The sequence below is a fragment of the Chitinophaga flava genome (assembly GCF_003308995.1).
In the GTDB taxonomy this organism is placed as follows: Bacteria; Bacteroidota; Bacteroidia; order Chitinophagales; family Chitinophagaceae; genus Chitinophaga; species Chitinophaga flava.
The window spans coordinates 3101720-3127780 of sequence record NZ_QFFJ01000001.1 but is presented as its reverse complement, the minus strand read 5'-3'; the positions used below and the strand labels follow the sequence as shown (position 1 = coordinate 3127780).

At 40.5% G+C, this 26061-nt stretch carries 22 protein-coding genes; 12 read left to right on the top strand and 10 right to left on the bottom strand.

Annotation, left to right across the window (positions count from 1 at the left end; genetic code table 11):
- Positions 1 to 3: 3 nt before the first annotated feature.
- The gene (locus tag DF182_RS12470; RefSeq protein ID WP_113615936.1) at positions 4 to 1035 is read left to right on the top strand and encodes an HNH endonuclease; all 1032 of its coding nucleotides are present in this window, start codon (positions 4 to 6) and stop codon (positions 1033 to 1035) included.
- 137 nt (positions 1036 to 1172) lie between these two features.
- On the opposite strand, the gene DF182_RS12465 is transcribed toward DF182_RS12470, so the two are convergent.
- The 3 genes from DF182_RS12465 to DF182_RS12455 form a co-directional block, all read right to left on the bottom strand.
- Positions 1173 to 1631 (bottom strand): hypothetical protein, encoded by a 459-nt coding sequence (locus DF182_RS12465; protein ID WP_113615935.1) that lies wholly within the window; start codon positions 1629 to 1631, stop codon positions 1173 to 1175.
- Positions 1632 to 1655: 24 nt separating this feature from the next.
- On the bottom strand, positions 1656 to 2141 hold the full coding sequence (locus DF182_RS12460; protein WP_113615934.1) for a hypothetical protein: 486 nt from the start codon (positions 2139 to 2141) through the stop codon (positions 1656 to 1658).
- A gap of 266 nt (positions 2142 to 2407) precedes the next feature.
- Positions 2408 to 2953 carry a hypothetical protein gene (locus DF182_RS12455; protein WP_113615933.1) on the bottom strand — a complete coding sequence of 182 codons (546 nt, stop codon included), beginning with the start codon at positions 2951 to 2953 and terminating at the stop codon, positions 2408 to 2410.
- A gap of 307 nt (positions 2954 to 3260) precedes the next feature.
- Between DF182_RS12455 and DF182_RS12450 the strand changes: the two genes are divergently transcribed.
- From DF182_RS12450 to DF182_RS12405, 11 genes are all read left to right on the top strand, one after another.
- Positions 3261 to 3554: a hypothetical protein gene (locus DF182_RS12450; RefSeq protein WP_113615932.1), complete on the top strand. Its 294-nt coding sequence runs from the start codon at positions 3261 to 3263 to the stop codon at positions 3552 to 3554.
- Between the two features lie 107 nt (positions 3555 to 3661).
- Positions 3662 to 4645, top strand: a complete 984-nt coding sequence (locus tag DF182_RS12445) for a DUF3871 family protein (RefSeq protein WP_113615931.1) — start codon at positions 3662 to 3664, stop codon at positions 4643 to 4645.
- A gap of 128 nt (positions 4646 to 4773) precedes the next feature.
- Positions 4774 to 5217, top strand: coding sequence for a DUF6934 family protein (locus DF182_RS12440; RefSeq protein WP_113615930.1), 444 nt, complete (start codon positions 4774 to 4776; stop codon positions 5215 to 5217).
- A 10-nt stretch (positions 5218 to 5227) separates the two neighbouring features.
- Positions 5228 to 5386, top strand: a complete 159-nt coding sequence (locus DF182_RS32320; RefSeq protein WP_153260003.1) for a hypothetical protein — start codon at positions 5228 to 5230, stop codon at positions 5384 to 5386.
- Positions 5387 to 5658: 272 nt separating this feature from the next.
- A complete protein-coding gene (locus DF182_RS12435; RefSeq protein ID WP_113615929.1) occupies positions 5659 to 6177 on the top strand; it encodes a hypothetical protein in 519 nt (172 codons plus the stop codon).
- Positions 6178 to 6203: 26 nt separating this feature from the next.
- On the top strand, positions 6204 to 6452 hold the full coding sequence (locus DF182_RS12430; RefSeq protein WP_113615928.1) for a hypothetical protein: 249 nt from the start codon (positions 6204 to 6206) through the stop codon (positions 6450 to 6452).
- A 302-nt stretch (positions 6453 to 6754) separates the two neighbouring features.
- A complete protein-coding gene (locus DF182_RS12425) occupies positions 6755 to 7567 on the top strand; it encodes a DUF695 domain-containing protein (protein WP_113615927.1) in 813 nt (270 codons plus the stop codon).
- A 611-nt stretch (positions 7568 to 8178) separates the two neighbouring features.
- The gene (locus tag DF182_RS12420; protein ID WP_113616869.1) at positions 8179 to 8751 is read left to right on the top strand and encodes a dihydrofolate reductase family protein; all 573 of its coding nucleotides are present in this window, start codon (positions 8179 to 8181) and stop codon (positions 8749 to 8751) included.
- Positions 8752 to 8856: 105 nt separating this feature from the next.
- Entirely contained in the window at positions 8857 to 9273 is a 417-nt protein-coding gene (locus DF182_RS12415; protein WP_113615926.1) for a hypothetical protein, read from the top strand.
- A gap of 98 nt (positions 9274 to 9371) precedes the next feature.
- The gene (locus DF182_RS12410; RefSeq protein ID WP_147243426.1) at positions 9372 to 9569 is read left to right on the top strand and encodes a class I lanthipeptide; all 198 of its coding nucleotides are present in this window, start codon (positions 9372 to 9374) and stop codon (positions 9567 to 9569) included.
- Positions 9570 to 9809: 240 nt separating this feature from the next.
- Positions 9810 to 10763: a gliding motility protein GldB-related protein gene (locus DF182_RS12405; protein ID WP_113615924.1), complete on the top strand. Its 954-nt coding sequence runs from the start codon at positions 9810 to 9812 to the stop codon at positions 10761 to 10763.
- 10 nt (positions 10764 to 10773) lie between these two features.
- Here the strand turns inward: DF182_RS12405 and DF182_RS12400 are convergent, their stop codons facing one another.
- From DF182_RS12400 to DF182_RS12370, 7 genes are all read right to left on the bottom strand, one after another.
- Positions 10774 to 12201, bottom strand: a complete 1428-nt coding sequence (locus tag DF182_RS12400) for a serine hydrolase domain-containing protein (protein WP_113615923.1) — start codon at positions 12199 to 12201, stop codon at positions 10774 to 10776.
- Positions 12202 to 12515: 314 nt separating this feature from the next.
- On the bottom strand, positions 12516 to 16454 hold the full coding sequence (locus DF182_RS12395) for an RHS repeat domain-containing protein (RefSeq protein WP_113615922.1): 3939 nt from the start codon (positions 16452 to 16454) through the stop codon (positions 12516 to 12518).
- A gap of 54 nt (positions 16455 to 16508) precedes the next feature.
- The gene (locus DF182_RS12390) at positions 16509 to 21812 is read right to left on the bottom strand and encodes a hypothetical protein (protein ID WP_147243425.1); all 5304 of its coding nucleotides are present in this window, start codon (positions 21810 to 21812) and stop codon (positions 16509 to 16511) included.
- A gap of 549 nt (positions 21813 to 22361) precedes the next feature.
- Positions 22362 to 22544 (bottom strand): class I lanthipeptide, encoded by a 183-nt coding sequence (locus DF182_RS12385; protein ID WP_113615920.1) that lies wholly within the window; start codon positions 22542 to 22544, stop codon positions 22362 to 22364.
- A 150-nt stretch (positions 22545 to 22694) separates the two neighbouring features.
- Positions 22695 to 23483, bottom strand: coding sequence for an alpha-1,2-fucosyltransferase (locus DF182_RS12380; protein ID WP_113615919.1), 789 nt, complete (start codon positions 23481 to 23483; stop codon positions 22695 to 22697).
- Between the two features lie 195 nt (positions 23484 to 23678).
- Entirely contained in the window at positions 23679 to 24524 is an 846-nt protein-coding gene (locus tag DF182_RS12375) for a hypothetical protein (RefSeq protein ID WP_113615918.1), read from the bottom strand.
- A 110-nt stretch (positions 24525 to 24634) separates the two neighbouring features.
- A complete protein-coding gene (locus DF182_RS12370; protein ID WP_245957425.1) occupies positions 24635 to 25900 on the bottom strand; it encodes a hypothetical protein in 1266 nt (421 codons plus the stop codon).
- Between the last annotated feature and the right edge of the window lie 161 nt (positions 25901 to 26061).

The following is a 26061-nucleotide window of genomic DNA, read 5'->3' as shown; positions in this document are numbered from 1 at the left end:
AAAATGCCCCTAAAAAAGGAATATATTGAATCTCATATCCAGAAGTATAGCCCCTCCCTTGTATCACTAGGTTATTTGGAGCCTAAGTATGGATGGGGAACAGACGATGGAAAAGAAATTTATAGGTTTAAAAATTTCAATAAGTTATATATATGCCCTCTTTGTGCAAAGAGAGTTGTATATAGAGACGAAGATTTTAATTCCTTCACGAACGAACATGGCTTAATTTATGAATTTACAAAGGATCATTATCCTCCTAAAAGTGTAGGAGGCAGCACTACAATGATGATTTGCAAGCAGTGCAACAATGATTTTGGTGGTTCAATTGATCATTCGATTGAAAAGTACTTATATTCGAAAGCACTTGCAAATGGAAGCTCTATCATTGAATACCCAGCGACATTAACACTAGAAGGACTTCCAGGATTCGTAAGCATTCATACAAGGTTGATTAGCAAAAATCAAATTCAATTCATAGTTCCCAAAAATAATAAGAGGGTTATTGAATTTATAGCGAAAGCTATTGAAGCCAATAGTTCAGATAACACGACCTTTACACTACGATTAAAAAAACCTCCTGAAGATGCAATTTTTTGTAGAGCAATTCTAAAAACAGCCTTCATGCAATGCTTTTCTACATGGGGGTATGATTTTGTATTTTCACCTACAGGTGAAAGAATGAGAGAAATTATTGCAGGCCAGCAGAATCATCCTTCTAAGAAGTATGGCATCTATTTTTTAGACAGAAACTATATACAAGATGAAGGTATTTATTCATTTAAGGTTAATAAAACTGTCACTTTCTATTTGGTTGTGATCAAACTGAAATTAATAAAATACAATATAGATCATGAATTTGTGGGCGCAATAATTCCAGAAAACACAGAAGAAGCATGGAGGTATATTTCCAAACTGCCATTAATAGAACAAGAGGTGAGCATTACTACGCCATTATACAAAGTGCCAAATTACATCGACCAAATGAACTATTTTGCTTTTAAAGGAGAAAATAGAATGTATTACCATTTAGACTAGAAAATAAATGTTAATGAAGATTACTCCCTACTTTATCATAAAAGGTACAGAATTTATTACCAGCCCCCTATAAGGATAGAAGTAAATTTTGTACCCCATATATAAAAATTCTGACTATTTCTTAGCTAAACAAAAAATTACGCATTCATATAATTATGTCCAACCCTTAGGTTAGGAGGAAGTATTCCCAAAATGAAATTATATGTATCAGCAAATGTTGTTTGCTTCTGTTTCTTAGTTAACAGTGGAAATCCACTAGCTATATGCATAGCTTCTATTATCAAAAACTGTTCAGCTATATATGTCATAAGATCATTAGGCAGAATCCTTCCAAATCGCCCACAATGCTCTCCAACTAGCCCAACAAGCAGCTGAGTCAATTCTTCATGTACATTGTCATCCAATTTTTTTGGAAGAAGTTGACTTAGATCAGATTTTAATTCATCGATGTTAATCTCTTGCTTAAATATTGCTTCAGATAAATATCCACTTGAGGGTAAAGGTCTATCAATAAAAATAATAGCTGTAGTCTCATCTTTCTTAGGCACCTCAACTAATATTTTCAAATGCTGAATTTGGTAGTATAGTTTTAGCATAATTATAAATATTAAAGAAATTAATTATTGTGCAGGTTGAGTGATGTTAAAAGTACCAGTAGTGGTCTTATTACCAGAAGCATTTTTAAGGGAGAATTGGTAGGTGCCAGTAATCTTATTGGGAGATGCTTCTGTAACATTCACAGTAGCAGCATTTATAGTATAACCCATACCACCAGAGTACTTTTCCTTTACCCACCCATTAACTACATCAGTATAAGTACCAAGGCCAGATAAAGGACCATCAATCATTAGACCTATTTCAATAGGAATACTTTCTCCTTCAACAGCAAGATTAAATGTGGTGAAATTTGCAGATTTATTGATAGAAGCATCAATAAAAGTAGATTCAATCATAGTGATCCTTTTACCTTCATTTACAGTATATGTCTTACCACCAGTAGTATAGGTAAAAGTATTTTTACTTTTAGACGTTGGATTATCCTTATCATCTTTTTTACATGCAAATAATGAAAGTGATACAGCAGAAATCAATAGGATTCTTTTCATATTTAGGAAAAATTTTCAGCAATATATACTTTCCCAGAAGAAAATATCAAAGGCATAAATGTTATAAAAGGAGCCATAATACTGGTTTTTTCATAAAAATTTCCCCAGAATCAAAATGGCAAATCTTTTATTAATACATGACATAATCATAAAAAATCAGGTTGGGATGGGGCATAAATGTTATGGACATTATTTAGGAAGTGAAGCACACCAACTTATCAAGACTATATAACTATTCTTAAAATTTATCCATCAAATGAAATCTCTTACTTAATCAAAGACTGCATGTATCTCTCCCCATTGCATGAAAAACAAACACCATTTTGGACATGCATATATTCAGGTAAATAGCCATAACCATTACATCTTTCGCAGATTTTATAATCCAACTCAGTTAATTCGTCCTCACTATATACTGGTACCCTATTATTCAGGTGAAATTCAGAATGACAGTGGTTACAGAAGGTAACTAGATCATCATTACTATATTCCCAAGGAAGCCTATTCCTGATATACCTTTTATGATGGACTTCTAAATGGTAGTGTTTATCTGCAAAAACTACTTTTGGGTCAATTGAATACCTTCCTTCTCCATAATAAGCTATTTCCCCATCTTCAAACCATCCATGATTAACCTCACCTGATTTTGCACCTGGGATGGAGACTGTTTCTGCCTTCCCACAAACAGTACAGCAAAATTTATCTCGTTTTGTTATTTCAGCAGCTTTTACCCTCCATTCATCTGTAGATAGGTATTGGGCATAGGTAATGCGCTGATCTTTAAATTTATGGAGTAGTTCTTTTAAGGTCATAGAAAATCACTGTTGAATAAATATACACATATTTTAGTATATGGGTAAATACCAATGATATACAGACTTTAAAGCAGCTACATATTTCAACGCTGTTAAGCATACTGAAATGCCTGCTTTTCCTCTTATATACTGTAAAATCAAAAAAAAAATTCCAAAAAAAAATTTTAGACTGAAAATTTTTTCCTCGTATAAGTATTTAAATAATGAGCACCCCAATTCCTTCACCCTTCCTCAATTGCAGGATCAGGGTGTCCCCCCTGCTTTTTCACAAACAAATTTTTAACTCATTAAAATCTATAGCCCAATGGTAACAGTAAAAAGTTATTTTTTCAATCAGTCAGCAGATGGCAACCCTTATATCTGCCTTGAACTGATAGGAGAACTTGAAATGCTTATATCTGAAAAGTCAGGTAAGTTCTATGCAGATGTAAAAAAGTGTAAAATTCCTACCAGAATTGATGAAGCTACAGCCAAACTAATAGTAGGCAGGGAAATACCTGGCTCTATTGTAAAGAAAGAATGTGCTGCATGGGAATACACTATTCCTGCTACTGGCGAAGTAATTACCATGCATCACAGGTATGAATATGAAAGATAGGTTCATCTACTTCTATTAAAAAAATAATCCAATCAGGTGAAAGGCAGTCCTGTAAATGGATTGCCTTTTTTCATTCCTTTTAATCAAATCTAAAACCCATTAATAACATGAATACAGTAGCAGTTTTAAACAGACCTACAAACCATACTTATCTGGAATACGAAGAAGTATCCACAGACAAGCCATTCATGCAGGCTAATACTGAAGGATTTAGTCTAACAGAAATCAGGGCAAATCACACCATACCAGCCTTTGCAAAAGACAATGAACCTCTCATTTCTCATTGTGACTTTATAGATGTTACAAATCAGGCTGTAACTGATATTTTTAAAGGGGACGCTATTTTAAGCCCCAATATTAGATTAAGCCATCCTATTAAGGGCAGAATACCAGATGCCAAAGATAAGCCAGCAAAGGAGCTTTTAGAACATGAAAAGACCCTGTATTACGAAAGGATGGCTTTTATAATAGAAGTTCCTACAATTACAGCTACAATAGGTGGTAATCAGCTCACTTTAAATGTTGGTGGGGTAAAGGCATATAACCAGGACAATCTATACAACAAAAAAGGCACTGATGAACACTTTAAAGTGTTTATTGGCTTCCAGAATAAGGTTTGTACTAACATGTGTGTCTGGTCAGATGGCTTTGTGGGTGATCTGAAAGTAAAAAGTATTGATCAGCTTAAAATATCCATCTATCAATTATTTCAGGAGTATAATTCACACCAGCACTTGACAGCCCTGAAAAACTTCACCAATTACAATTTAACAGAAAGACAGTTTGTTCAATTGATTGGCAGGTGCAAGCTGTATAACTATCTGCCATCCCAAATGAAATCAGAAATTCCTGCACTTTTATTTGGTGATACCATGATTAGTACTGTATGCAGGGATTATTACAAAGACGAATCCTTCTGTAGAAATGATGATGGAAGCATCAACTTATGGAGATTCTACAACCTGTTTACTGGGGCAAATAAAAGCAGCTATATTGACAGCTTTCTCGACAGGTCTGTAAATGCTTTTCAATTCACAGAACAAATAAAACATGCTTTGGATAATCAGTATCATAGCTGGTTTTTAAATTAATTTTTTATAAGCATAGAGTTAGTAAATACAGGCTGGATTATCTAATCTGGCCTTTTCAGTTCCAATAATATATGTAAGGGTTGCCTGTCCAGGTAGCCCATTTTTATTTTATTCATTAATCAAAATTTATGAAATATGAGGTGTACAAAGACCTGTACATAAGGGATATGTATAGCATATTTGAATTCATTAGTTTTGGCTCCAAAGGCTTAATACCAAAGAGAATTGTATTTGTTCCAACTGAATATCCTGATGTTTATAACCTGGTCTTTGGTGATATAAATGTTGATGGAGAGATCAATGATTATTCTATAAGTGATAATGGTGATAGAAATAAGATATTAGCCACTGTTGCATATGCTGTCGAAATTTACTTAAATAAATATCCCAATAGATATATTTTCTTTACAGGGAGCACACAGGAAAGGACAAGGCTATATAGAATGGCTATAGGATTGAATTTTGAAGAATTGGTCTTGAAGTTTGAAATATATTGTCAAACTGATACAGGCATTATTCCCTTTCAAAAAAACATACCTGTTACAGGTCTTTTAATCAAAAGAAAAATTTAAATTTACTGTTATGGCAAAAAAAATCATAAAATACAAAAGCAGCCTATTTCGTCAAGAAGTCAACCTGATTATAGATGATAAAAAGTCAGGAATTGACCTGAAGAAAATTGCCCCTGAAAAACAAGCAGCTGCTAATAAAGCACTCAAGGGTGTAAAGCTGCCACAGTAAGGTAAAGGCATATATGTTAGTCACAAGCCACCTGATAGTTTTCAGGTGGTTTTTTTATTGTTAAAAAAAGAAAAATGACATTATCTCCGCTAAATTCTGATTAACAATTATCGATTCAGGACATGCTTATTTCCATCTTTAATAGATAGCCTTATAAATACAGGTATTTTCATATTGCAAGGCAGCTATAAACCAGCTGTCAGTCTTAAATAATGGCTAGTAGTTCAGCTTTGAATTACTGGCCATTTTGTTTCATCATATCAAACACAAAAATGGAAAACAAACAAATACAGAAATATCAGGAGTTTCTACGAACAGCCTTGCTAATAGATCAAACCAGTCTGGTAGACAGCATTCTGAAGCCCACTAGTAACCCACAGAGGGATTACCTGATACAAAACAGCACTGGTTTTTCTGTTACTCTTTCTAATGGGGAGCTGGTTGGCACAAAATCACTTCTGGAAGAAATCATTGCAGACTATGAATCTGTGATTAAAGACAAACAAGCCAAACAACATGAACACCTTGCCTGGTCTGAGCTTGGAACACTGCAACAAGAGATCAGGACACTTGAAACAGACCTGGCATTATTGGAAAAGGCTGTATTTCATGAAAGGTATGTCTACCACTGGCTGTATGTCCCCTTCTGGCTGGCTAAAGAGCTGGTTTCCTTTGGGCAGGTATTACTCAATTGTGAAGGGTGCCATTTCTGGGGAATAACAGCCATATCAGGAGATAATTCACGCAATAGTGTATTAAAATCCCTATTCGATGAATTAACTGATCTATAAATAGGTATTAATTAAATTTATTCACAATGGATAAAAACAACATGCTTTTTGAGATTCATGCAACCTTTTCAAAGCTACCTGCAAGATTCATGCATCTGGTCTTAGAGGAATGTAACTGGAGCAACCCTACATTTTATCGAAAAATGAGAGATACAGTCAAGCCAGCCAAACTTCCATATAAAAATTATCTTAGCAGTGCTGAGAGGGAGGGGGTATTGAGAATGGCAAAGATTGCTGTTAAGGAAATAAATGCCTTTATGGACAAATACTCATAATTCGAAAATTTGTATTGCTTCACTCGCTCCTAAATACATTCAAAAAATTATTATTTAATTACTTTGGGTCACATTTTGGGTATCACCTTATTATAAATGAATGGATTATAAATGTTTTTGTTTCTTTTATTATTGATTATCAGTTAATTATTAATAAAAGATATAGCTTGGCATTCTAGACTGTTAATCAGAGGGTCGCTGGTTCAAGTCCAGCAGGGGGAGCAAAAAAGCACTTACAATATTTTGTAAGTGCTTTTTTATTTTATACCACTATTTGTCTTGCGCGAAATCCCTGTAGCCTAATGAAATATATTCTTTTAATTGTTGTACTCCTTTTCTCTATCCCATTGTTCGCCCAAACTGTCGAAGATCACTGGGAAACTTATACTGCACAATATGATGATGGTGTTGGATCAACTATTGTTAACATGTCTTTACTGGCAGATGCGCCCATCGTTCAATATCCTTTCCTGGTGAAAATATCTGTGAAGATTAATCGTTGTAACCAGGATGGATTCCCAATGGAAAATGAATGGGATGGTTTATACCTGATGTCGGATAAACTGAAAGCGGTATTTGCCGTGCATGGCCCATTCAAGGCTGTGGGAACGTTTACCATTCAATGCTGGAGAACGGATTATTATTATGTGAAAGATACGGTTGCCTTACGACAGGCATTGACAGCTGCTGCCAAAAAATACCAGCCGACCCGTGAATGTATGATAGAGACGAGATCTGACCCTAAGTGGAACAGTTACCTGAAATTCCTGTATCCCAATGAAGAAACATTTGAGTATATCAAAAACCAGAAAGTTGTGATACCACTGTCCCAGAATGGAGACAAGCTGACGAAGCCCCGGCAGGTGGACCATTGGTTGTATTTTAAAACAGAAGCAGGCAGGAACCGATTTATCAGTTATGCGCAGCAACAGCGTTATAAAATAGAAGACAAAAAGCTTTCTGCAAGATCAGATTTTCCTTACCAGTTACATTTATCAAGGGTGGATAATGTAGATCTTCCAACTATTTCGAAAATAACCTTACAGCTGCGAAGAAAGGTAAAAGAGTATGATGGTACCTATGATGGGTGGGAAACGTTTGTGATAAAGAAATAGATAACGCATGAGTGTGTTGAAAGGTTTAGTTGCATTTTATGGAGTTTCTGAGGTTGCGGAAATAAGAAAATAACTCCGTTTAGATTTTTGTATGAATTTTTCTTATATGATTCCTGTGTGAGACCCAGCCCCCAACCTATGCCCCCAGCCAGGGACTAGCCCCCTGCATCCCCCCAGTATTGTTGACTTTTCCATTTTAAAATAATTCGAGTACGCACAGGGAAAGGGATGGTCTAGAATAGTATAAAACTAATTATTTCAGACCATTGGACATATAGAATGTCCCATTATTATATGTTTCAAGTAACGTTAGGGAACATAATTTTTGCCCTACCAGTCTAATATATTCTGGTTGTGTAAGATGCTAGAACCGGCTCCAGTTCATAGATCCGCTTCAAATCCTCATGAAACTGGTTCGAAATCCGTAAAGCAGGGGGAGCGAAAGAAAAGAAAGGTCTGCAGAAATGCGGACCTTTTTGTTTTATCTACTCTGGTATTGTAGCGATCAGCATTAAAGATGCTTTAAATAAAATTTCGCATTTCCCCTATAGAATGTCTTGTTCTCCCCCCTTATGCTGAAATCTTATCCGTTAGTTTTACAGAAAAAGATCATGCGGAAAATTATCGTTACCGAATTCATCACCCTTGATGGTGTAATCGAGGCGCCTGGCGGTGATGAAACCTCTCATCCCCATGGCGGCTGGCAGTTTAAATATAGGAATCAGGATCCGGAAACCGGGAAGTACAAGGTAGATGAACTTGCTGCCGTGGATACCTTGCTGTTGGGCAGAAATACGTTTGAATTGTTCGCCGGGTACTGGCCGGGGCAGACGGGCGGCGGGTTCGCCGAACGTATTAACCAGCTGCCGAAATATGTTGTATCCCGGGGCCTGCAAAAGGTGGAGTGGAACAATAGTCATATTCTTCGCAACGTGGCTAAAGATGTTGCTGCGCTGAAACATACCGATGGTGGTGATATCCTCGTCTATGGGAGTGCTACCCTCGTTAAGTCACTGCTTCACCACAATCTCGTTGACGAGTTGCGGCTGATGGTATATCCTGTCACGATCGGCGGCGGGTTACGGCTTTTCGATGACAACCTGGAATTAAAGAACTTCGCGCTGAAATACGCTCGTGCGGTCGATAACGGGGTTCTTATCCTCGAATATCAGCCGGTCGTTTGAGCCGGAACGCCCACCATGGGACTAGACAACTATTTGATTGGAGAAGCGAAAAAAGAAAAGGCAATCAGAAATGATTGCCTTTTTTATTTAATTTTAAGCCTGACCATGAAGCCCAAAGTTATCGCTATCAATCTGCTGTTACTAGCCACCTGGACATATATACTGATGTCCTTTGTTACAATGCATAAAACAGAAGTCTGGCTATTGGATACTAATCCATATTACGGTACTACACTCTGGGTATTGTATTTTCTGTCGCTGTTTTATGCTTATTTTTTTGTTACCAGAAACATCTTCTTAAATCTGTTAATCACCTCTCTCCTTTTTATGGTATCTTTTTTCATTGCTTTTGAGTCAGTGGAGGTGTTGATGAATTATTTAATAAAAATGGATAAAGGAAAAACACCATTACGCTGGACATTTAAATACCGCTTTCTGGATATTGCTATTATAAATGTATTGCTGTTAGTCTTGCTGGAAGTAATACGGAAGTTTATTCCTGCGAAATGGCGGACGAAATAAACTGCATAAATTTTTCAGAGAAGGAATAAGAAACATGATAAATAATTTTTATCTTCATGTTATTCCACATTTTTTATTTGTTTCCTAAAAATCCCCGTATGAAAAAACAGACACTGAACAACGCCAAAAAAATCACCTTGAAAAAAATGACAGTTGCTCCTTTAAATGCCAGCGCTCAGGCAGCTGTTAAAGGTGGAATTGGTGTAAGCGCGAAATGTGCCACCATTGCGGAGGTAACCTGTATTGACTGTATTCCTTCATTCTCAGGCTGTCTGCCGACATTCACTTGCGAATAATGACAGTCCCTGTTATTAATTCCACAACACTTCATTTTTTCCCGTACCTGATCCATTTTGTTATGTGGGCAGCTAAGGCATAGCTTTTAGTATGTGCCGGCGGGAAACAGAACAAGACTGGTCCGCAGCAATGCGGACCTTTTTCTTTCGTTCGATATAGCATCATAAATCAGTATCTACCTCCCCTGTGTCAATAGGGCCTGTCACAACCAAAAGATAGCCAACAATCATTATTAGCTTATGAGAAAGAACATTCCTGTATATCTGATTGCATTCATTTTATTGTTTACAAGCGCTGTGCGTGTATCCGGACAGGAGACACCCCATGCCTTTACTACTGATATTGACAATTTCTGGATTGCTTTTGATAGCATACAAACTATCAAAGAGAAAGAAAAGCAGGTAGAGGTAATGAAGGAATTGTATATCGATAAAGGAACCGAAGGCTTGAAAAGGTTTATGGAGCTTAGAAGATTTGATGCGGTCAAACTGGTGGAGGCGATCAATAAGTATCCTAAGTTCTGGAGATCGATAAGGCCCAATACGTTAACCATAGAGCGTAATTTACCTGCTATTGAGAAGCATATTAAAGAGTTTAAGGTTTTATATCCGGAACTTCGTGCCGCAAAAATATTTTTCACTATAACCGCCATTCGGGTTGCCGGCACCACAAAGGATTCGCTGGTGTTAATTGGTTCGGAAATCACCATGGGTAATAAAAGTACAGATGTATCGGAGTTTCCGGATAAACGATTGTACAACTTCTTCCAGTCGCAGGAGTCGGATAATATTATCCCGGTAGTTATTCACGAGTACGTACACACGCAGCAGAAAACAGAAGCTAAGATACTGCTGGGACAAGCCATTTGTGAAGGGGCTTGTGACTTTATTACTGAGCTTGTTCTCAAAGAGCAACTGAAGAACGCTTATCTCAGATATGGAAGAGAACACGAGGCGGAGTTGAAGCAACAGTTCAAAAAGGAAATGATGGGTGAAGATTTTTCCAACTGGCTGTATAATGGCGCCACTACAAAGACGATGGGCGATTTAGGGTATTTTATGGGTTATACTATCAGTAAGTCATATTATCAACATGCTAAAAATAAAAGCAAAGCGATAAAAGACATTATCACTTTAAATTATTCAGACCAGGCAGCTGTAGTGAAGTTCCTGGCAGATGCCAAATACTATTGAGGAATCGTGGTTAATTGATAATATACCGTGAAATGCGACGTGTAAGTTGCATGATATCTACATCAGTATTCGTTAAGATGACGATACCAGCCTTTGCTTCCGGGAAAGCTCTGATAATAGTGGTAAAGCCATAGGTGCCGCCACTATGTTCATATAGTTTGTAGGGAGTTCCGGGATTGCCTATTCCCCAGGACAGCCCGACATTTTCGGAGGTAGGTTGGTGCGTCAGCTGTATGGTAGGGTCGCTGTCTGCAATCTGATAGCTCAGGTAATTAAGCATATCGTCTATATTGGAAACCATACCGATTCCGGCAGGCAGAAAGGCCTGCTGGTGCCAGTAAGGAAGAAGATAACCATTGGAGCTATACTTTAAAGCCAGGAGCTCGTTTTTATCTTTCAGGGGTAGTACAGTGGTGCCACCCATTTTCATGGGTTGGGTAATATATTTTTCTACCAGTTTCTCGTAGGGTTGTTTGTAAACCCTGGCTAAAATGTGCCCCAGTAAAGACATGCCGAGGTTAGAATATTGAAATTTATATCCTGAGATGGTATCTGGTTTTACCCGATGCAATGCTTCCCAGAACATTTTTTCATTGTAATCATTCCATGGTGCGAGAAGGTTAACACCCCTTTGTGAAAACAGGTCATCCGGAACGGTTGGAATGCGGGAGGTGTGATTGGCCAGGTCTTTCAGCGTGATCGGATGTCCGTTGTATTCCAGATTGGGAAAGGAACCATCTAAATATTTCCGGATATCGTCGGATAAACGCACTTTGTTTTCCAGCACGGCATGTGCGAGGATGGTGCCTGTAAATGTTTTGGTAATGGAGCCTATTTCATATAGTGTTTTATTGGCCGGCAGTTGTGGTTTTGCCTTCGATGTTGTACCGTAATGATAAACATACCGTTGCCCGTTTTTAATGATTCCGATAGAAAGTCCTGTTGCGTACTGATGCTGAAAATATTCTCTGGCTGCGCTGTCTACCATGCGGTCCAGCGGGCTGCTGAGCGGGTTGCTGGAAGGTATATCAGCGGTGGCTGTTATTGGAGGATATTCATAGTGAATCAGGGCAAAGAGGCTGATCTTACCATGAGGCGTGGCTTCAAGCACCATTAACAGTGATCTGAGTTGAAATTCGGCGAGATAATATCTGGCTCTTCCGGAGTTGCTACCCTCGAAGACAGAGTCTGCCAGGAACTTCGTCTGTACAATTTCCCCACTGTTGGATTTGATATTTTTTAAAAAAGAAACAAATGCCGGCTCTTCAATTTTAAAATAAGAAGGGTCCATCAGGGAATATATGGCATGGTAGTCACTACGGCTGAATTGCGCTACGATGGAGTCTTTCAAAGTATCATATTGTTGTTGGCTAGCCTCCTGGGCATATGTTTCCGATATGAAAAGGAAGCAGGCTAATACAATGAATACTTTTTTCATGATGGATTATCTATGATTTAACTATCTCAAAGTACTGAAAATTATGACACGCCCAGTCTGGAGCGGGCTCTACAAGATGTTTATAAGCGGTTTATTTTAATACTCAGATAAATGAAATAATAAATCTTCACCGGAATATTCATCATCATTTTATTTTCTCTGGAACTTAAAAGAGAAAGAGGCTGCCTGCTATTGTTTTGCAGGCAGCCTCTTTTTTGTTGATAATATTTTCTACTAACGGACCTTTGATCTGGGTGTTAATAGTTGGTCAAAACAGCTTCTTCGATTTTTTGATGCTCAAAACCTTCGGGAATTTAATTTCCAGGTTGATATATTGGCGAAGGTGTAGCAGGTGGTCGGTCTATGTATTCCTGGATAGAGGGATAAAAGGCATCTTTCAGTCCTAATCCAATAGTTACTGTTATATCATATTTAAGCAATTTGTCGCTAACAGCCGCCAGCTTTGCTGCTTGTGACGCGTAACCTAAGCCCTTAGCACCATAACCAATCAATTCTGTTGCTGTTGAAGACCCTATACCGGAAGCTACTCCAATCCAACCCCAAACATAATCAGATGTTTTTTCGTACTTATTTCCCATGAAATCTGTATGGTCAGCAGAAATATGCATACCGGTGATATTATTGGGAATCCCGAACAAGGGATTGGCGCCCAATAATGCTTTCATTATATCCGGAGCTTGTCCGTCTCTGTAGTATTCGCCGCTTCCACGTGCCCAGGCATCCCCTATCACTGCCAGTTCTCTGACATATTGAAAGCCACTTTTGGTCATCAGCTCAGCGGTATAAACCGGTACGCCAACAGCTCTAAGCCAATCATAGTGGTTAGACCCCGGAGCAAACACGACGGCAAATTGTCCCTCCAGTTCAGGGACCCATGCCTGTGCAGAAGCCCATGTTTTTTTATCCTGTCCTTTCCATTTGTCAAAGGTTGAATTAGTCCTTTGGGCAAATTCTCTGGCTTGCCTTACGTTAGCTTTTTCCCAAAAATTCCAGAAAGCACCACCATCTTTGTCTACCCCGTTTACCGGATTATTTCCCATACCTAAATACGGAGATGCATATTGCCTTTTAGGATCAGGTGACAACCAACGTCCTGTTTTACTATCATACATACGGAGACTGAATGACTGCCATCCGGTTTCAGGATCGGCTTCACTGTTCTGTCCCTGGTATCCATAACGGTAATCGCTGGAGCCTCCATTTCTGGCAATGCTTCCAAATGGATAATAATCACCATATTGTTTAATGGTTTTATTACCATCAATTACAGCTCTGACGTTGCCCAGGTGATCTGTCAATTCATATTCATATATCCCACTTGCTTTTCTGAACAGACCAAAACGGCTGCCCGCTAACAGTGGAAGCTCAGCCAGTGCAGGAGCGCCTGTGGCAGACTGGATGTAAGTAGCAATATTATTACCGGAACCATCATTAACATAATAGGTGGTGGTATTATTGATCGCATCATTTTTTGCAATCCGTTGCCCCTGTTCATTATAAGTAAAGGTTACTTTGGGCTGTGTAAATGCGGCATCTCCATATACTCCCAGTACCCGACCCGCTATATTATACTTGATATATCTTGTTGGTCCGCCGTTTACTGATTCGGAAGTTAAACGTCCCAAAACATCATAGGTATAGTTCCGGTATGAAGCACCATTGTTGCTAATACTCTGTACCTGGTTGGTATTGGGGATATAGGAGTAAATAAGATTATCTCCGCTATTCCCTGTACCATCTGTACGTTGTAAACTGGTGATATTGCCGTTGTTATCATAACCGGGCACTTTTTCAGCAAAAGCTGTACTTGCGGTAAAAGAGGGAGAAGCACCAAAAACAGGTGTTCCCCAGGTAGCGCTGGTCAACTGGCTCTGGTTATCATAACTATAGGCATACATGCTGGGGTTTTCAATGCCAGCACCCAGAACAGCTATTACACTGGCTGGTTTACGGGAGTGCCAGTTGAGAGACTTGATATTACCACCAAATTGATCTGGCGCCAGACCGTTATCCACAGGGATGTTTCCAATGTTGCTGTTATTCCTGGAGTAATCCTGATTGTAATAATCTATATTCATCCCAAAAGCATCCTTTGCAAAACCTGCATTGGTACCGGTAATACCATCCTTGCCCGGATCCTGGTCCCGGTTGGCGTTGTTGATCGCTTTCAGAGATCCTGCAGCTGTATAGCTAAAATCGATGCCCTGGACATTACTTCCCAGTTCCACACGCTTGAGCGGACCATGGAGATAATAAATGTATTTAGCCTGAAGGGTTTTAGCAGCAGCATTATCAGAAGTAGCAGCATACACAGCTTTCAGGCGTAAATTCTGATCGTAGTCAAAGAATTGTGCAAAGGTTTCTGCCGGTGTATTTTTCTGGAAAACCCTTTTAGTCAGATTTCCCATTTCGTCGTAGGTATAATCGATCGTTTTATACCCCAGGCCTGGGATATACTGTACCATCCAGACAACCGTTTCCTGATCATTATAATTATACCATGTTTTGGAACCTGAGCTGTTCTCAGAATATGATATACCTCTGGCTAAAGTATAATCATCCTGTGTATACCCTGCAACACCCGTAGCCACTGCCACATCGTATGTCCTGCGGGTCCAGTCTGATTTTGTGCCAGCACCCAGTCCCCCATCTGTAGCTGTGCTTTCCAGATTGGACATGCCGGTAGGGCTAAATGAAATGCCTCCGGCAGATGGAGTAAATTCGCCACTTTCAATATTACGAGCTACCTTATCGTAATTAATATAGGAATATTTACCAGATGCACGCTGTTGCGCATTTTGCGAAAAACGAATGTTGCCATCCTTACGATAGGTAAATTCAATGCGTCCGCTTTCTTTGTCTGTCACTGCGCTCAGCAACCCAGCCTGATTATATTCTCTGGTTGAAATGTAGGGAATGTCAGACTTGTTGGCATAGTTGTTTATACCAGTGCCCAGTAGTTTATTTACCCCTTCTACAGGTATAAATGCAACCAGTTGACCATGCTGATTATAAAAACTATAATTGATTTTGCTAAAGCTGGTAGCGTAACGGATGTAAGGTGCTAATCCCATGTTATTGCTACCCGTGAATGCTCCTTTAACCATTTTATAATAGCCGGCAGGTAAAGTCCCGTTGGGAGATAAACTCACAGGCTGCTCTGTATTCATATCATAGACGGTGAACTGATAGGTCCCTCCATAATCGATAACAGTAGGCGTGAAAATCCGGAAGAAATAGTTGGGACTATCGAATCCATAGTAATTGTTAACAGTGAGTCCGGTTCCTGGTTGTGCACTCATCAGCACATGTCCGCTACCATCTGATATCACCACTGTTTCCTGTCCGTTTTTATTCTTATTATAACTGATAGTTGCCGGATATCCCAGTGCTCCTGGCAACTCTCCCATTTGGGTGGTGGCAAAAAACTTATTTCTTACTGCAAGGTAGTGGTCTAGTTCATTTACCACCCTTGAGTTAAAAGTTCTGGCTTCATGACCACTGCCCATTTTTAACTGTTCACCGATACCACCGCTTTTTCGTATTTCATTACTTCCATCATTGTAATAGTCGGTCATCGTATAGGGGTACCCGGTAGCTCCCACATAAGGTTCCTGTGAGTTATTGTTACTGTAATACCATCCAAGGGTACCTGGATTTGTATTGCCCAGCGCATCCGGTGTATTCATTTTGGCGAGATCGAAATTGGCGGCTGTATACGGAGTGCCGGCTGCATTTTGTACAAAGTCACTTTGGTATTCCAGTGTATTCTTCAACGTGGGAGCCATCAGGGTGGTGAGTACTGGTCTGCCCAGATAATCATAAATTATCTGGCTGGCCAGTACATTGCCGCTTACCATATCACGTTTCTGGTATTGTAACATTACTCCCCGGTCGTCATAAAATGACCTTACTTCTGCGCCCACAGCGTTATTGAGTCCAAAGGCCCTGGTCAGGCGCCAGTTTCCGGGACCATTTACAGTAACGCTACCCACTTCAAAAGTGACCTCTGCCCCCTGTTCAATTGTCACCTCCGGGTTCATTTCAATGCCAATCGCGCTTTTATAGTTCGCTACCTGACCCGCGGGGATGGTAAGACTGCTACCACTGGTTGGCAATGTGATGAGGGAGCCACTTGAAACCGTTTGAGCAGCAGCTGCCATGCTCATTAGCATGCAGGCAGCCACTGGTATTGTTCGGTTTTTAATATGTTTACTAATCAGACTAGTCATAATCTAAAAAATAATGGATAAAACAAAAATCAGACAATCAGGGTATCATCATTTTTATATCAACCCAAAATGCTGTTTATAAAAATCTACTTTGGGGATGCTCAAATTATTGGCAGCGATACAGCCTTTGCCATAATTATATTCATACTCATAGACTTTCTTCTCGCCAGTTCCAATAATTTCCTTATAAGTACCGATTAATTTCCCGCCTGAATCATAATTATATCTGGTATAGATATTCTTATTGTCCAGTATGTAAGTTAATTCTCCACTGGTTTTATCATATACGAAAGCAGTCGAGCTGGCGCTTACCGGATGTACTCTGAAATCATCAAATACCACATCTGTTGCACCTGTATTAGTGCATCCGAATTTAATGCTGGAGCCAGCACTGGCTGAAGCAGAGGTGGGCGTTACCAAGGTCAATAAGTACCAGTCGCCGGACTTACGTGTAGCCGTTACTGTTGCCGGTGTTGGGGTGCCACCATTCACCTGGTAATAGATATTAGCTGAGGGCTGGCCACCAGCTACACTTTTTACCCAAACACTTGCCTGGTATTGTACATTCAGTTGTGAGGCAGCAACAGGAACGGTATAGTTAAAACCTTGTTTGGCAGCTGCTGTACGAAGGCTGTTATACCCCGTATGTGCCAGGGTTGCAGGGAAGGTGGTGCTGGTTTCAATGGTTCCATCACCAGGATTCACTCCTGAGCTGAACGCAGATCCGATCAACTCATCTTCAGCACCGGAGAAAGCAACCTGGCTGTACTGAGCTGGTGTAACTGTCAGCACCTTGCGGCTATCTTTGTATCCATATTTGGTTGCGCCATAAGCACCGTTGATGTCTACAGTTTCCAATGGGTGGGAATTGGCGCTGTACAATGTTACCTCTACTGCTTTTTTCCACGCGGAATTGGATGCCAGCGGATTGGTCCAGTTGATGTCTGTAAATTCCGCCATAGGCACTACTCCATCAGGTTTGATTACATCCGGACGCCAGATGTATTCCTGTTGTTTTCTCCATACATTACCAACGGATGAAGTGTTTTGGACCAATGTAGTTCCACTGTTATCAGGATTGAGTACCGGAGTCTGATTTCCCCAGATGGTTGCGCTCGCACTGACTACGCCTGCATTTACACCATTGCCCAGCACATAAGTATATGAGCCGGCAGTTTGAGTCAGCATATTCTTGTTAGCACTATTATTGACCATCAGCCCCATTTGAGGATACTTCCTGTAGGCGGGAATGACTTCGGTAGCAAATGCGTTACCGTAAATATCCCTTGTGACAGTTTTAGTAATCTCTCCACTATAGAAGTCGTATCCATTATAGTATTTGGCAGTGGATGTTCCCGTTTTATAATCTGTTGTTGTTACACCTGTGGGTATTACCGGATAAGTTTCTTTTGCACTCATGGTCAGCATTACCTTATTCTGGCTGGTGGCTGGATTATACACGTATTTTTCTTCAAAAGATCTCTCCGAAGTAACACCCTGGTAATTGTACTTATTTAAACCATTGTAATAGATATCCAGGAAAGCAGGGTTGGGTGAACCAAAAGTGCCATGCTCAAACATATAGTTAGTACTGGCCAATGGTTTATCATTCACATCATAAGTGGTTGTCCGTTTTAATAATCCTACGGCAGCTGTTAGGTTCTGAATTGTCTGGTTGTTACCGACATTCAGACTTCCGGAGCTTGGATTATTATGATAATAGCCGGAGGTAGTTCCCAAACCGACTTTATGACGTGAAATCATGTTTTCATTGAATACCTCAAATTCATAAACAGTACGCCCTGCTGTAGCGCGTTCTGTACCATCAGGAGAAGTCACTTTTGTACGAACGGATACATTCTTATACACTACTCCGGGAGGAGTAACCTCCCTGGCAATAGTAAGCAGGTAGTTGATATTCTTGTACAGTTCTTTTTTATACTGATTTTCGCCACTCGCAACCGCTGGATAACGGGATACCTCGCAATAATCAAATACAGATGGTTCGTATGAGGTTACCCCTGAACTAATTGCGGGATTGTCGGCATTGGAGTAGTCATACATCGTGGTAGCAGTATTCTGTGTAGACTGTACGGAAAGTGTTTTCACCCTAAGACCACCGCCTGGGCGGTTGAAATCGTTGCTGTAGAAAAGATTTCCTGTAGAATAGACTTTACACTCAACCTTAATAACATCGGTATTGGGGACTGTATTTGGAATATTTAGCTCATTAAGTGTAGAGCAGTTAACAGTAATAGTCTTATTAACATCATCCACTGCTGTTATCACAAATTCATTCCCTCCCAGGATGGCCGTTCTTGTAACATATTGATCTCCATCCAAAATGGTCAGCGGCCAAGAGCTACCATCACTGTTTTTAGACTGTATAGTAATATCTGCAGGTTGTATCAATAATGCGTTTAATTTTGTGCCCACCTTATAGGTATTACTCAGAGACAAACCATCTCCAATGCTGTTAACCTTAAAGCTCAGCTGCTTGGTGGTTGAGTTGTAACTAAAATTGTTGATAACAGATGATGAAGAGCTATTTAATACTGCCTTGTTGTATACATCTGATTCATACTCCACTCTAATCTTGGCTCCCAGTTGCGTAGTGATTTTTCTGAGAGACCATGCATCCGCACTTCCTGCAGAAGCATAGGTTCTTGCACCACCAATATTGCTGTTTTGTGCATAAGCAGCGGCATCATAATCAGATTTGTACAATCCCCAGATATCTTTTGCATCCTGCAGATAGATTGGATTTTTTGTAATGTAACAAGTGCCGGAGCCACCTCCGGACGCCATACCCGGGAAGTATTTCACGTCATATGAAGTAGCCGAATATTTTTTTGTGATCACTCCGCTATAGCGTCCGCGACCTATATAAATATTGAGAATATCACCTACGTTATACTGGCCGTTTGCGATATTGGAGCAGGTAATGTTTCCGATACTATTGCTTCCTGGTGCAGTGGAGGCTGTGATGGTGCCCATATTTGTATCATCCACTTCATATTGAAAATCTGTTGAAGGGAGCATACAGGCCCCACCTTTGCCGCGTACTACTAACTGATTTAAGGTCAGCTTACCAGCTGTCACGCGGGTTGAACTTCCGCTGAAACTATTTGGCGTATAAAAACAAAGGCTGAGATCATATTTGAAGTCAATCACTCTGAATGCTTTCTGCAGGAAGCTGGGATCTGCCACGTCGTACTTATCTAATACATTGCCTGCGTAATGTGCTGCGATATTCAGTTCACTACTGCTGTTCATATTCAAAGCAGGAAGATCTGCATTGTTATACAACAGGATGCGATTCAGGCTGAGGCTATAGGCAGAGTTGCCATCATAGGCTCCAACACTTTCTGTATCACCTGTGCTTTGCATAATGGTGGGCGAAGCTCCACGCGCATCTGTACGGAGATCTTTCACAAACAAGGCTGTATGGCTCCTTGTTTTGATGGCATTGAGGTAATAAACTTCTTTTTGTCCCTTTGATGCATTCTGGAATTTGTTATCAATATCGGGAGCAAAGCCTGTTTCCGGATTTCTCCAGCAATAGGTATCTGTCCATTTACCATATTCAAACTTTACCCAGTATCCCCAGTCGCCTTCATCAAGAATGCCATTATTATTCTTGTCAACATAATCGGGGCCTGTAACACCTGTCAGGTACCAGGTATAAGCATACTTACCCGGTTTTACCTGACGGTTAAAGCTTTTACTTTGCCCTGGTCCTTTAGAAGGATCTATTTTTTCAGAGTAAATGCTTTCATTATAGGAATAGGCAGGCAAACTGTAGTGGTAGGTTACACCGCTGCTGTTTGTGACCGCAAATCCTCCTATGCTTTTAGCCAGTGCGGAATTATACACAAAACCGGTTGTTCCTGATGGATACAGGAATCCCTTCTTATCACTGGCTCCGAAGAGTGTGGCATAATCTATCGTACGAATACTGCGGGAACCTGCGAGCTGTGTGGTAGCCGTGTTATAACCATAAGTACCATCATTATTTCCATAAACGGGATTTGGGTCAAATGGAGCCGGCAGATTCATGGCATATACATTTACCACATCAATATCGTTGAAATTCTGGCGGTATTGATTGGAGAAGTCGTTATCAAACCTGAACTGGGGCTGCTTACCCAGCATATTAAAGGTATTGGTTTGCCCGGGACATACGTACATAATCGTAGTACGGTTGCTATTGCTTCTGTTTTGCCTTGCCACGTAGTTCTGGAAGCCATAAGGCCGCATGGTGCCGGCAAGACCCTGAGCGGTCACAACATAGTTGTCATAATCCGGAAAGGTGCCACCCTGCAATACATCCGGGTCGCTGTTATCGACGATATTAGTGGCGTTATAGTTGGCGGGATCATAGTTTAGCAGGGAATAACAATCATAGGCATGATTGTCCAGCATATTCCAGCCGGTGAGATTCAAGCTGCCGTGAGCGGGTATATTAACATTCTCATCTGACCAGTAACGGGTGTGGTTATACCCCAGCCTTATATTAACATATCCGATAGGGATATCTACAGAAAGACCGCTGGATTTAGTAGAGATCTCCCCTGACCTGTCATTATTGGTAGTACCAGTGATACCTTCTCCAACAATCATAGAAAGACCATTTGTTCCCATACTGGCACCCAGGAAAGAATTTCCTGCGCTCACACCGGCATATCCGCCGCTGGTGGAAAGCCCACCGCTTACAGATACACCCAGACTTCCACCGGATGAAGTGGAAGCGCTGAAGCCTATAGACTGATATGATTGCCCAAATGGGGTCACTCCTACTTCTGCACCGATATGAAGAGGGCCGTAGTTAGCGCCTACTCCCACACTGCCACCAACACCAAATCCCTGGTAGGTGTCCTGGGAAAAAGCAAGGCCAAAACTAACAGTGGCCGGCGTATTGGCGATACCAACGCTGACGCCTACGTTATAAGTATTGGTTTGACCACCTTCCCAATAATCTCTTCTTAATTGTGTTTCTGAAAACCAGTCATCCGGATAGCCGTTTACGTTACGGGTAATTGCTCCGGGATTCAGCGTCCATCCGAGTCCCGTCCAGCTTGCATCTTCTCCTACCTGAATACCGGCATGATAAGATAATGATAATGGGTAGCCTCCTTCCGGACCCGGTACTTCTAATAATGGAAGGTTATAGGTGAAATCTCCGGTTTGAAGATTTACCATATCTGTAGTATCCACAGGCTCAAAACTGGTAGCTTCCGGTGCTGTGGGCCCGGAAGTAAGTGCATAGGCTGCAGCTGGAAATCCAATCTGGTAAACCAGAAGAGCAAGGAAAAACATCGCAAGATGTTTTCTAAGCCGTTCTTTGCTAGTGATCATATAGGGATTTTTAGATTAAGAACTAGAGATGTTTGATTGATTGTAACGCTGATATGATGGCATAAAAAAGATACAAATCCGGGAACACTCAGCTACAATAAGCTACTGCTGGGCCAACATATAAAGGGGGATATCCCTCAGGAAAATATCAGTGCATACTCACATTTAAACATAAGATATAGGTGATAATTTAAAAGTTACAATGATATAGGGCTCATGAAAATTTGAGCACAGATAATGGGTAAAAGGAACTAATACGAATGTAATTAATTAGCCAGTATTGTACAACATTCCTTTCCAGTAGATAACCTGGTTGAAATTATTAGAGTGTTTGCCATAAAATAGACATAGGCATATACATGACTATCAAGATGATACCAGCAGCCAGTCCGGAGAAAACTGGCATAAGTAATTTGATAAAGTTACTAAGTGGCGTGGTAGTTTGTAATCTTACAAACACAAGTATCCCCATTCGGAGGATGATCTTACCTGAAAACCAAATCACCTTCCGAAACGGGGATACTCAAATAAGAACTTAGACTACTGATATCAGCAGCAAGCGTGATTTGGAGTAGCAGAACAATCAGTTGGACGACGTGTCTCGGTGGTCATGCAGATAACACCTGCAGTTGCGCCACCAGCCACTTTCTCCTGTTGTTCTGTGGTTAAGGAAGTGATAGTAAGTTTGTTGATGAACAGTTTGGGATTGAGGGTTACTTTTTTCTTTTTCATGATGTTTGGATTTTGGGTTATAAATGAAAATCGTGGATAATCAGGAAAAATTACAGGTACGTTTTATGTGACGGTTATTCTGATATGAATCGTTGGATAGATATTTAAATATAAGATAAGTTTATCTGAAAAACAAGAAACTGGTTTTGTTTAAAACCAGTTTCCGTCGCAAATTTTGAATTTGTCCAGCGTGACAACGTCATTGGCTGTACGAATATGAAATAAAGGTGTTTCTCCGATATAACTGGCCCATAACGAAAATGAGCTCACAGGCCCGATCAGGTAGTCACAGCGTGACATCAGGAAATGGTCAACATGCACTGGATTTTCTGAGAACAACACATTAAAATGCTGCGTGTAATTAGCTTTATTCAGCGCATCATCATTAGTGAAGATGATCACCTTATGTGGCGTATTCAGGTTGTTCAACAGCTGTTTTATTTTATCAATATAAACATCATCTTCAAAATAATATTCACCACCCTGGAACTCTTTGTAATCACCACGACGGATATGAACACCAATGATGGTTTCATTATTTTCTTTTTTCAGGTATTTATTGTGGAAATCCTGCTGATCGATGTTTGGTGTAAATAGCTGCTGATAAAGGCTTCTGTTTTTTTCAACAGTTTCTTTGCTGCTGAAGTACCAGCCTTCACAAAACAATCGTTTTCTCGTAAGGATCGCATTTTTATAAGCAGAAATCTGAGTGTCATCAACAAAACTAAATTCTTTATACAGTTTCGTTCTGATGAAAAACTTCATCAGCACTTTCGAATAGTTAACACCATAAGACTGCAATGCAGGATACTGATCAAAATATTTCCTGAAATAGGGACTATGGAAAGGGATATTGTTTTCCCTGCAAAATGAATCCAGGTGTATAAATTGTAAAAAGTTGTTGCTGGTTTGACCGTAGAGTTTTGTTAGTACAACCATTTTTGTTGTGTTTTAATTTGGATGCGATCTTGGAAATAGGCACAGGTATACCGAATTGTTCGGGATGAACCAGGTTCCCCTTGGATAAGCATGGTTTATGGATTTTGCAACGATGAGCGTTGTAAAAGCAGGTAAAATTACATAAATAAGCAGATTTTAGGAAAAACTCAAACTTGTCATGTGTCTGGTTCACGATTATGGCCGCTCCAGTTTTGTTAGTCGTTCATTCAATAAAGAAACCTGTTTTTCCAGTTCTTTATTTTTTTTATGTTCATCAATCAGGTATAGCGTTAGTTCTTCAATTTTCTGCAGCAGCTTCTGGTTGATTTCTCCCAGTTCCAGCCCTTCCTTTTCTACGGTAGCGGCAGCAGGAATGCCTGGCAAGTGCTGACGGGTAGTTATAAAGTTTTCCACATCCTGTAAGGAAGGGAGTACGTAGTCTTTACGAAATACATAGTCGGGCCAGTTTTCGGCAGTGACTTTTATTTTTTTTGTGGTGATAGTGCCGTTAACAGTAAGTTCTGATTTGGGAGAAGGTGTGCCAATACTTACACTGCCGTATGTGATGGCAAGATGGGAGGCATCGATATACATAGGCATATAGTGGGACGTTTGCCGGTTATAGGCTTGTAGCCCTACGATGCCATTGTTTTCAAGATAGACCTCCAGTCCTTCCTGTTCGTTATTGGAAACTACAAATTTCTGCGCGGGCCGTGTTGTACCAATCCCTACATAACCATTTTCTGTTATAGTAACTCTGGGTTGTTGATTGGTCAGTAAAAGAATACTTCTGGCGCCCTCGGCAGACAGTGATATGTTCCCTGAAGAGTTGAACTGCAAATAGCCTGTCCTGGCAGTGTTTTGAGCATTCCAGCCTGATATAAAGGCATTGTTGTTTGCTATTTTCAGGCCTTCTGCATTCGAAGTAATGATGGTTTCGGTAGTTGTATTACCATTCTTTAAAACGTTGTCAAGAGTTTGTGCCTGGGTGGTTAAGGTACAAACGAATGGTGCTGCTACAATAAGAAGAAAATGTTTCATAGATAAATAGGTTGAATTAACAAACGTTCAAGATAAAACATTTCAGAAATGGAAGAAGCATATCGTTGATGCGATATGCTTCTTGATTATTTGACTATTCATTTATTTGATTATTGATAATCTGATAACCGCACTGCAAACACCACTCTGTTATCTTGTCCGTATTTGGCTGTTTCGTATTCAGTAAGGTTCCAGAGGTAGCCTGTGGTACTGTCACGGAAAAGGTCTTCAGCACCATGAGGCCAGCGGTAACGGGTACCGGCGGTGGTGCCGTCGCTATAACGTACCAGGCGGGCAGTAGAGCCAAGGTAGGAGCTGTTGCCGGTGGTAGTCATAAACGTTTTGCTACCGGCTCTGAAAACGCCTTGCATGCCATATACATGGCCGCTGTCGTTGTCAACGGGGGTGATGATAGTAGGCTGTGTGCTGGTGCTCACCTGTCCGCTGGCATCGATCGGAAACCCGAAAACCTGTGGTATGGCTGTTTCGGAAGAAGTGATATACTGACCGGTCCACAGATATTTTTCACCCGGAGTGGCTCCCTCTCCCAGTTCAATACAGGAGAATGGTTTGGCATTGGTGATTTTGTAATAGCCTATCTGCGGCAGGATGTATCCGTAGTTGAACGCTTTGAGATCTCCATTACTTTCTTTACCAATACGGCTTTCGCTGGAGTCACCGGCGGCAGATACCATCGTGTTGAGGTCAAATACGCGGATGCCCAGGTTGGTATCGGCTACGTATATCTTACCTGCATAATAGGCCACTCCACCCGCATGGATGGTAACCGGGCAAAACGATGCCAGCTGGGTATAGGGATTGGAAGCCTTATACAATGCGGAGTTAGACATATTGGCTGCGTTTTGTACCAGCAGTATATGCCTGTACGTTATATTGCTCATATCGCTGATATCTACCAGGGATACACGAACTCCTTTATGTTGGTTGTTGATGCCGGCAATAGTGCTGGGATCAACGCCATACCAGGTTACCAGCAGGAATTTTTTTCCTCCCCAGCTGAAGCCGGTAATTCCCTGTGGACGCCAGTCCTGGGTCTGTTCGTCGCCGCTGTTCCATTTGAAACCGGTCACCTGATTGGCTGCCGGAATATTAAACCCATATACCGTATTATAACCACTGGTAGAGGCTATCCGGTTGAGGTTAAGCTGGTCCGGCGTTTTAAATCCATAGGAAGAAAGACTGTTCACAAAACTACTCTCGTCTGTAAAAGTAACAGTGCTGGCGGCCAATGGGCTTACTTGTGCTGACTGTTGCTGCTGCGTACGTGGTGGCGACACCTGGTCTACCATGTTTTTATTACAGGCAGCCAAACAAACGGATAATAACAGTGGAATCCGATAAACAGAATGTTTCATAGGGTGTTGTTTAAGCGTATATAAATGGTTGAAAAGAATTTTAAAAAACGCTGCAAATCTAAAGCGGTAGCGGTGTAAATCGTGGAACCATCAGGAAGTTAATAATAAGTTCACATTTTTGCAATAACCCCTTCAAACAATGCACCTTCTTCCTTGTTATG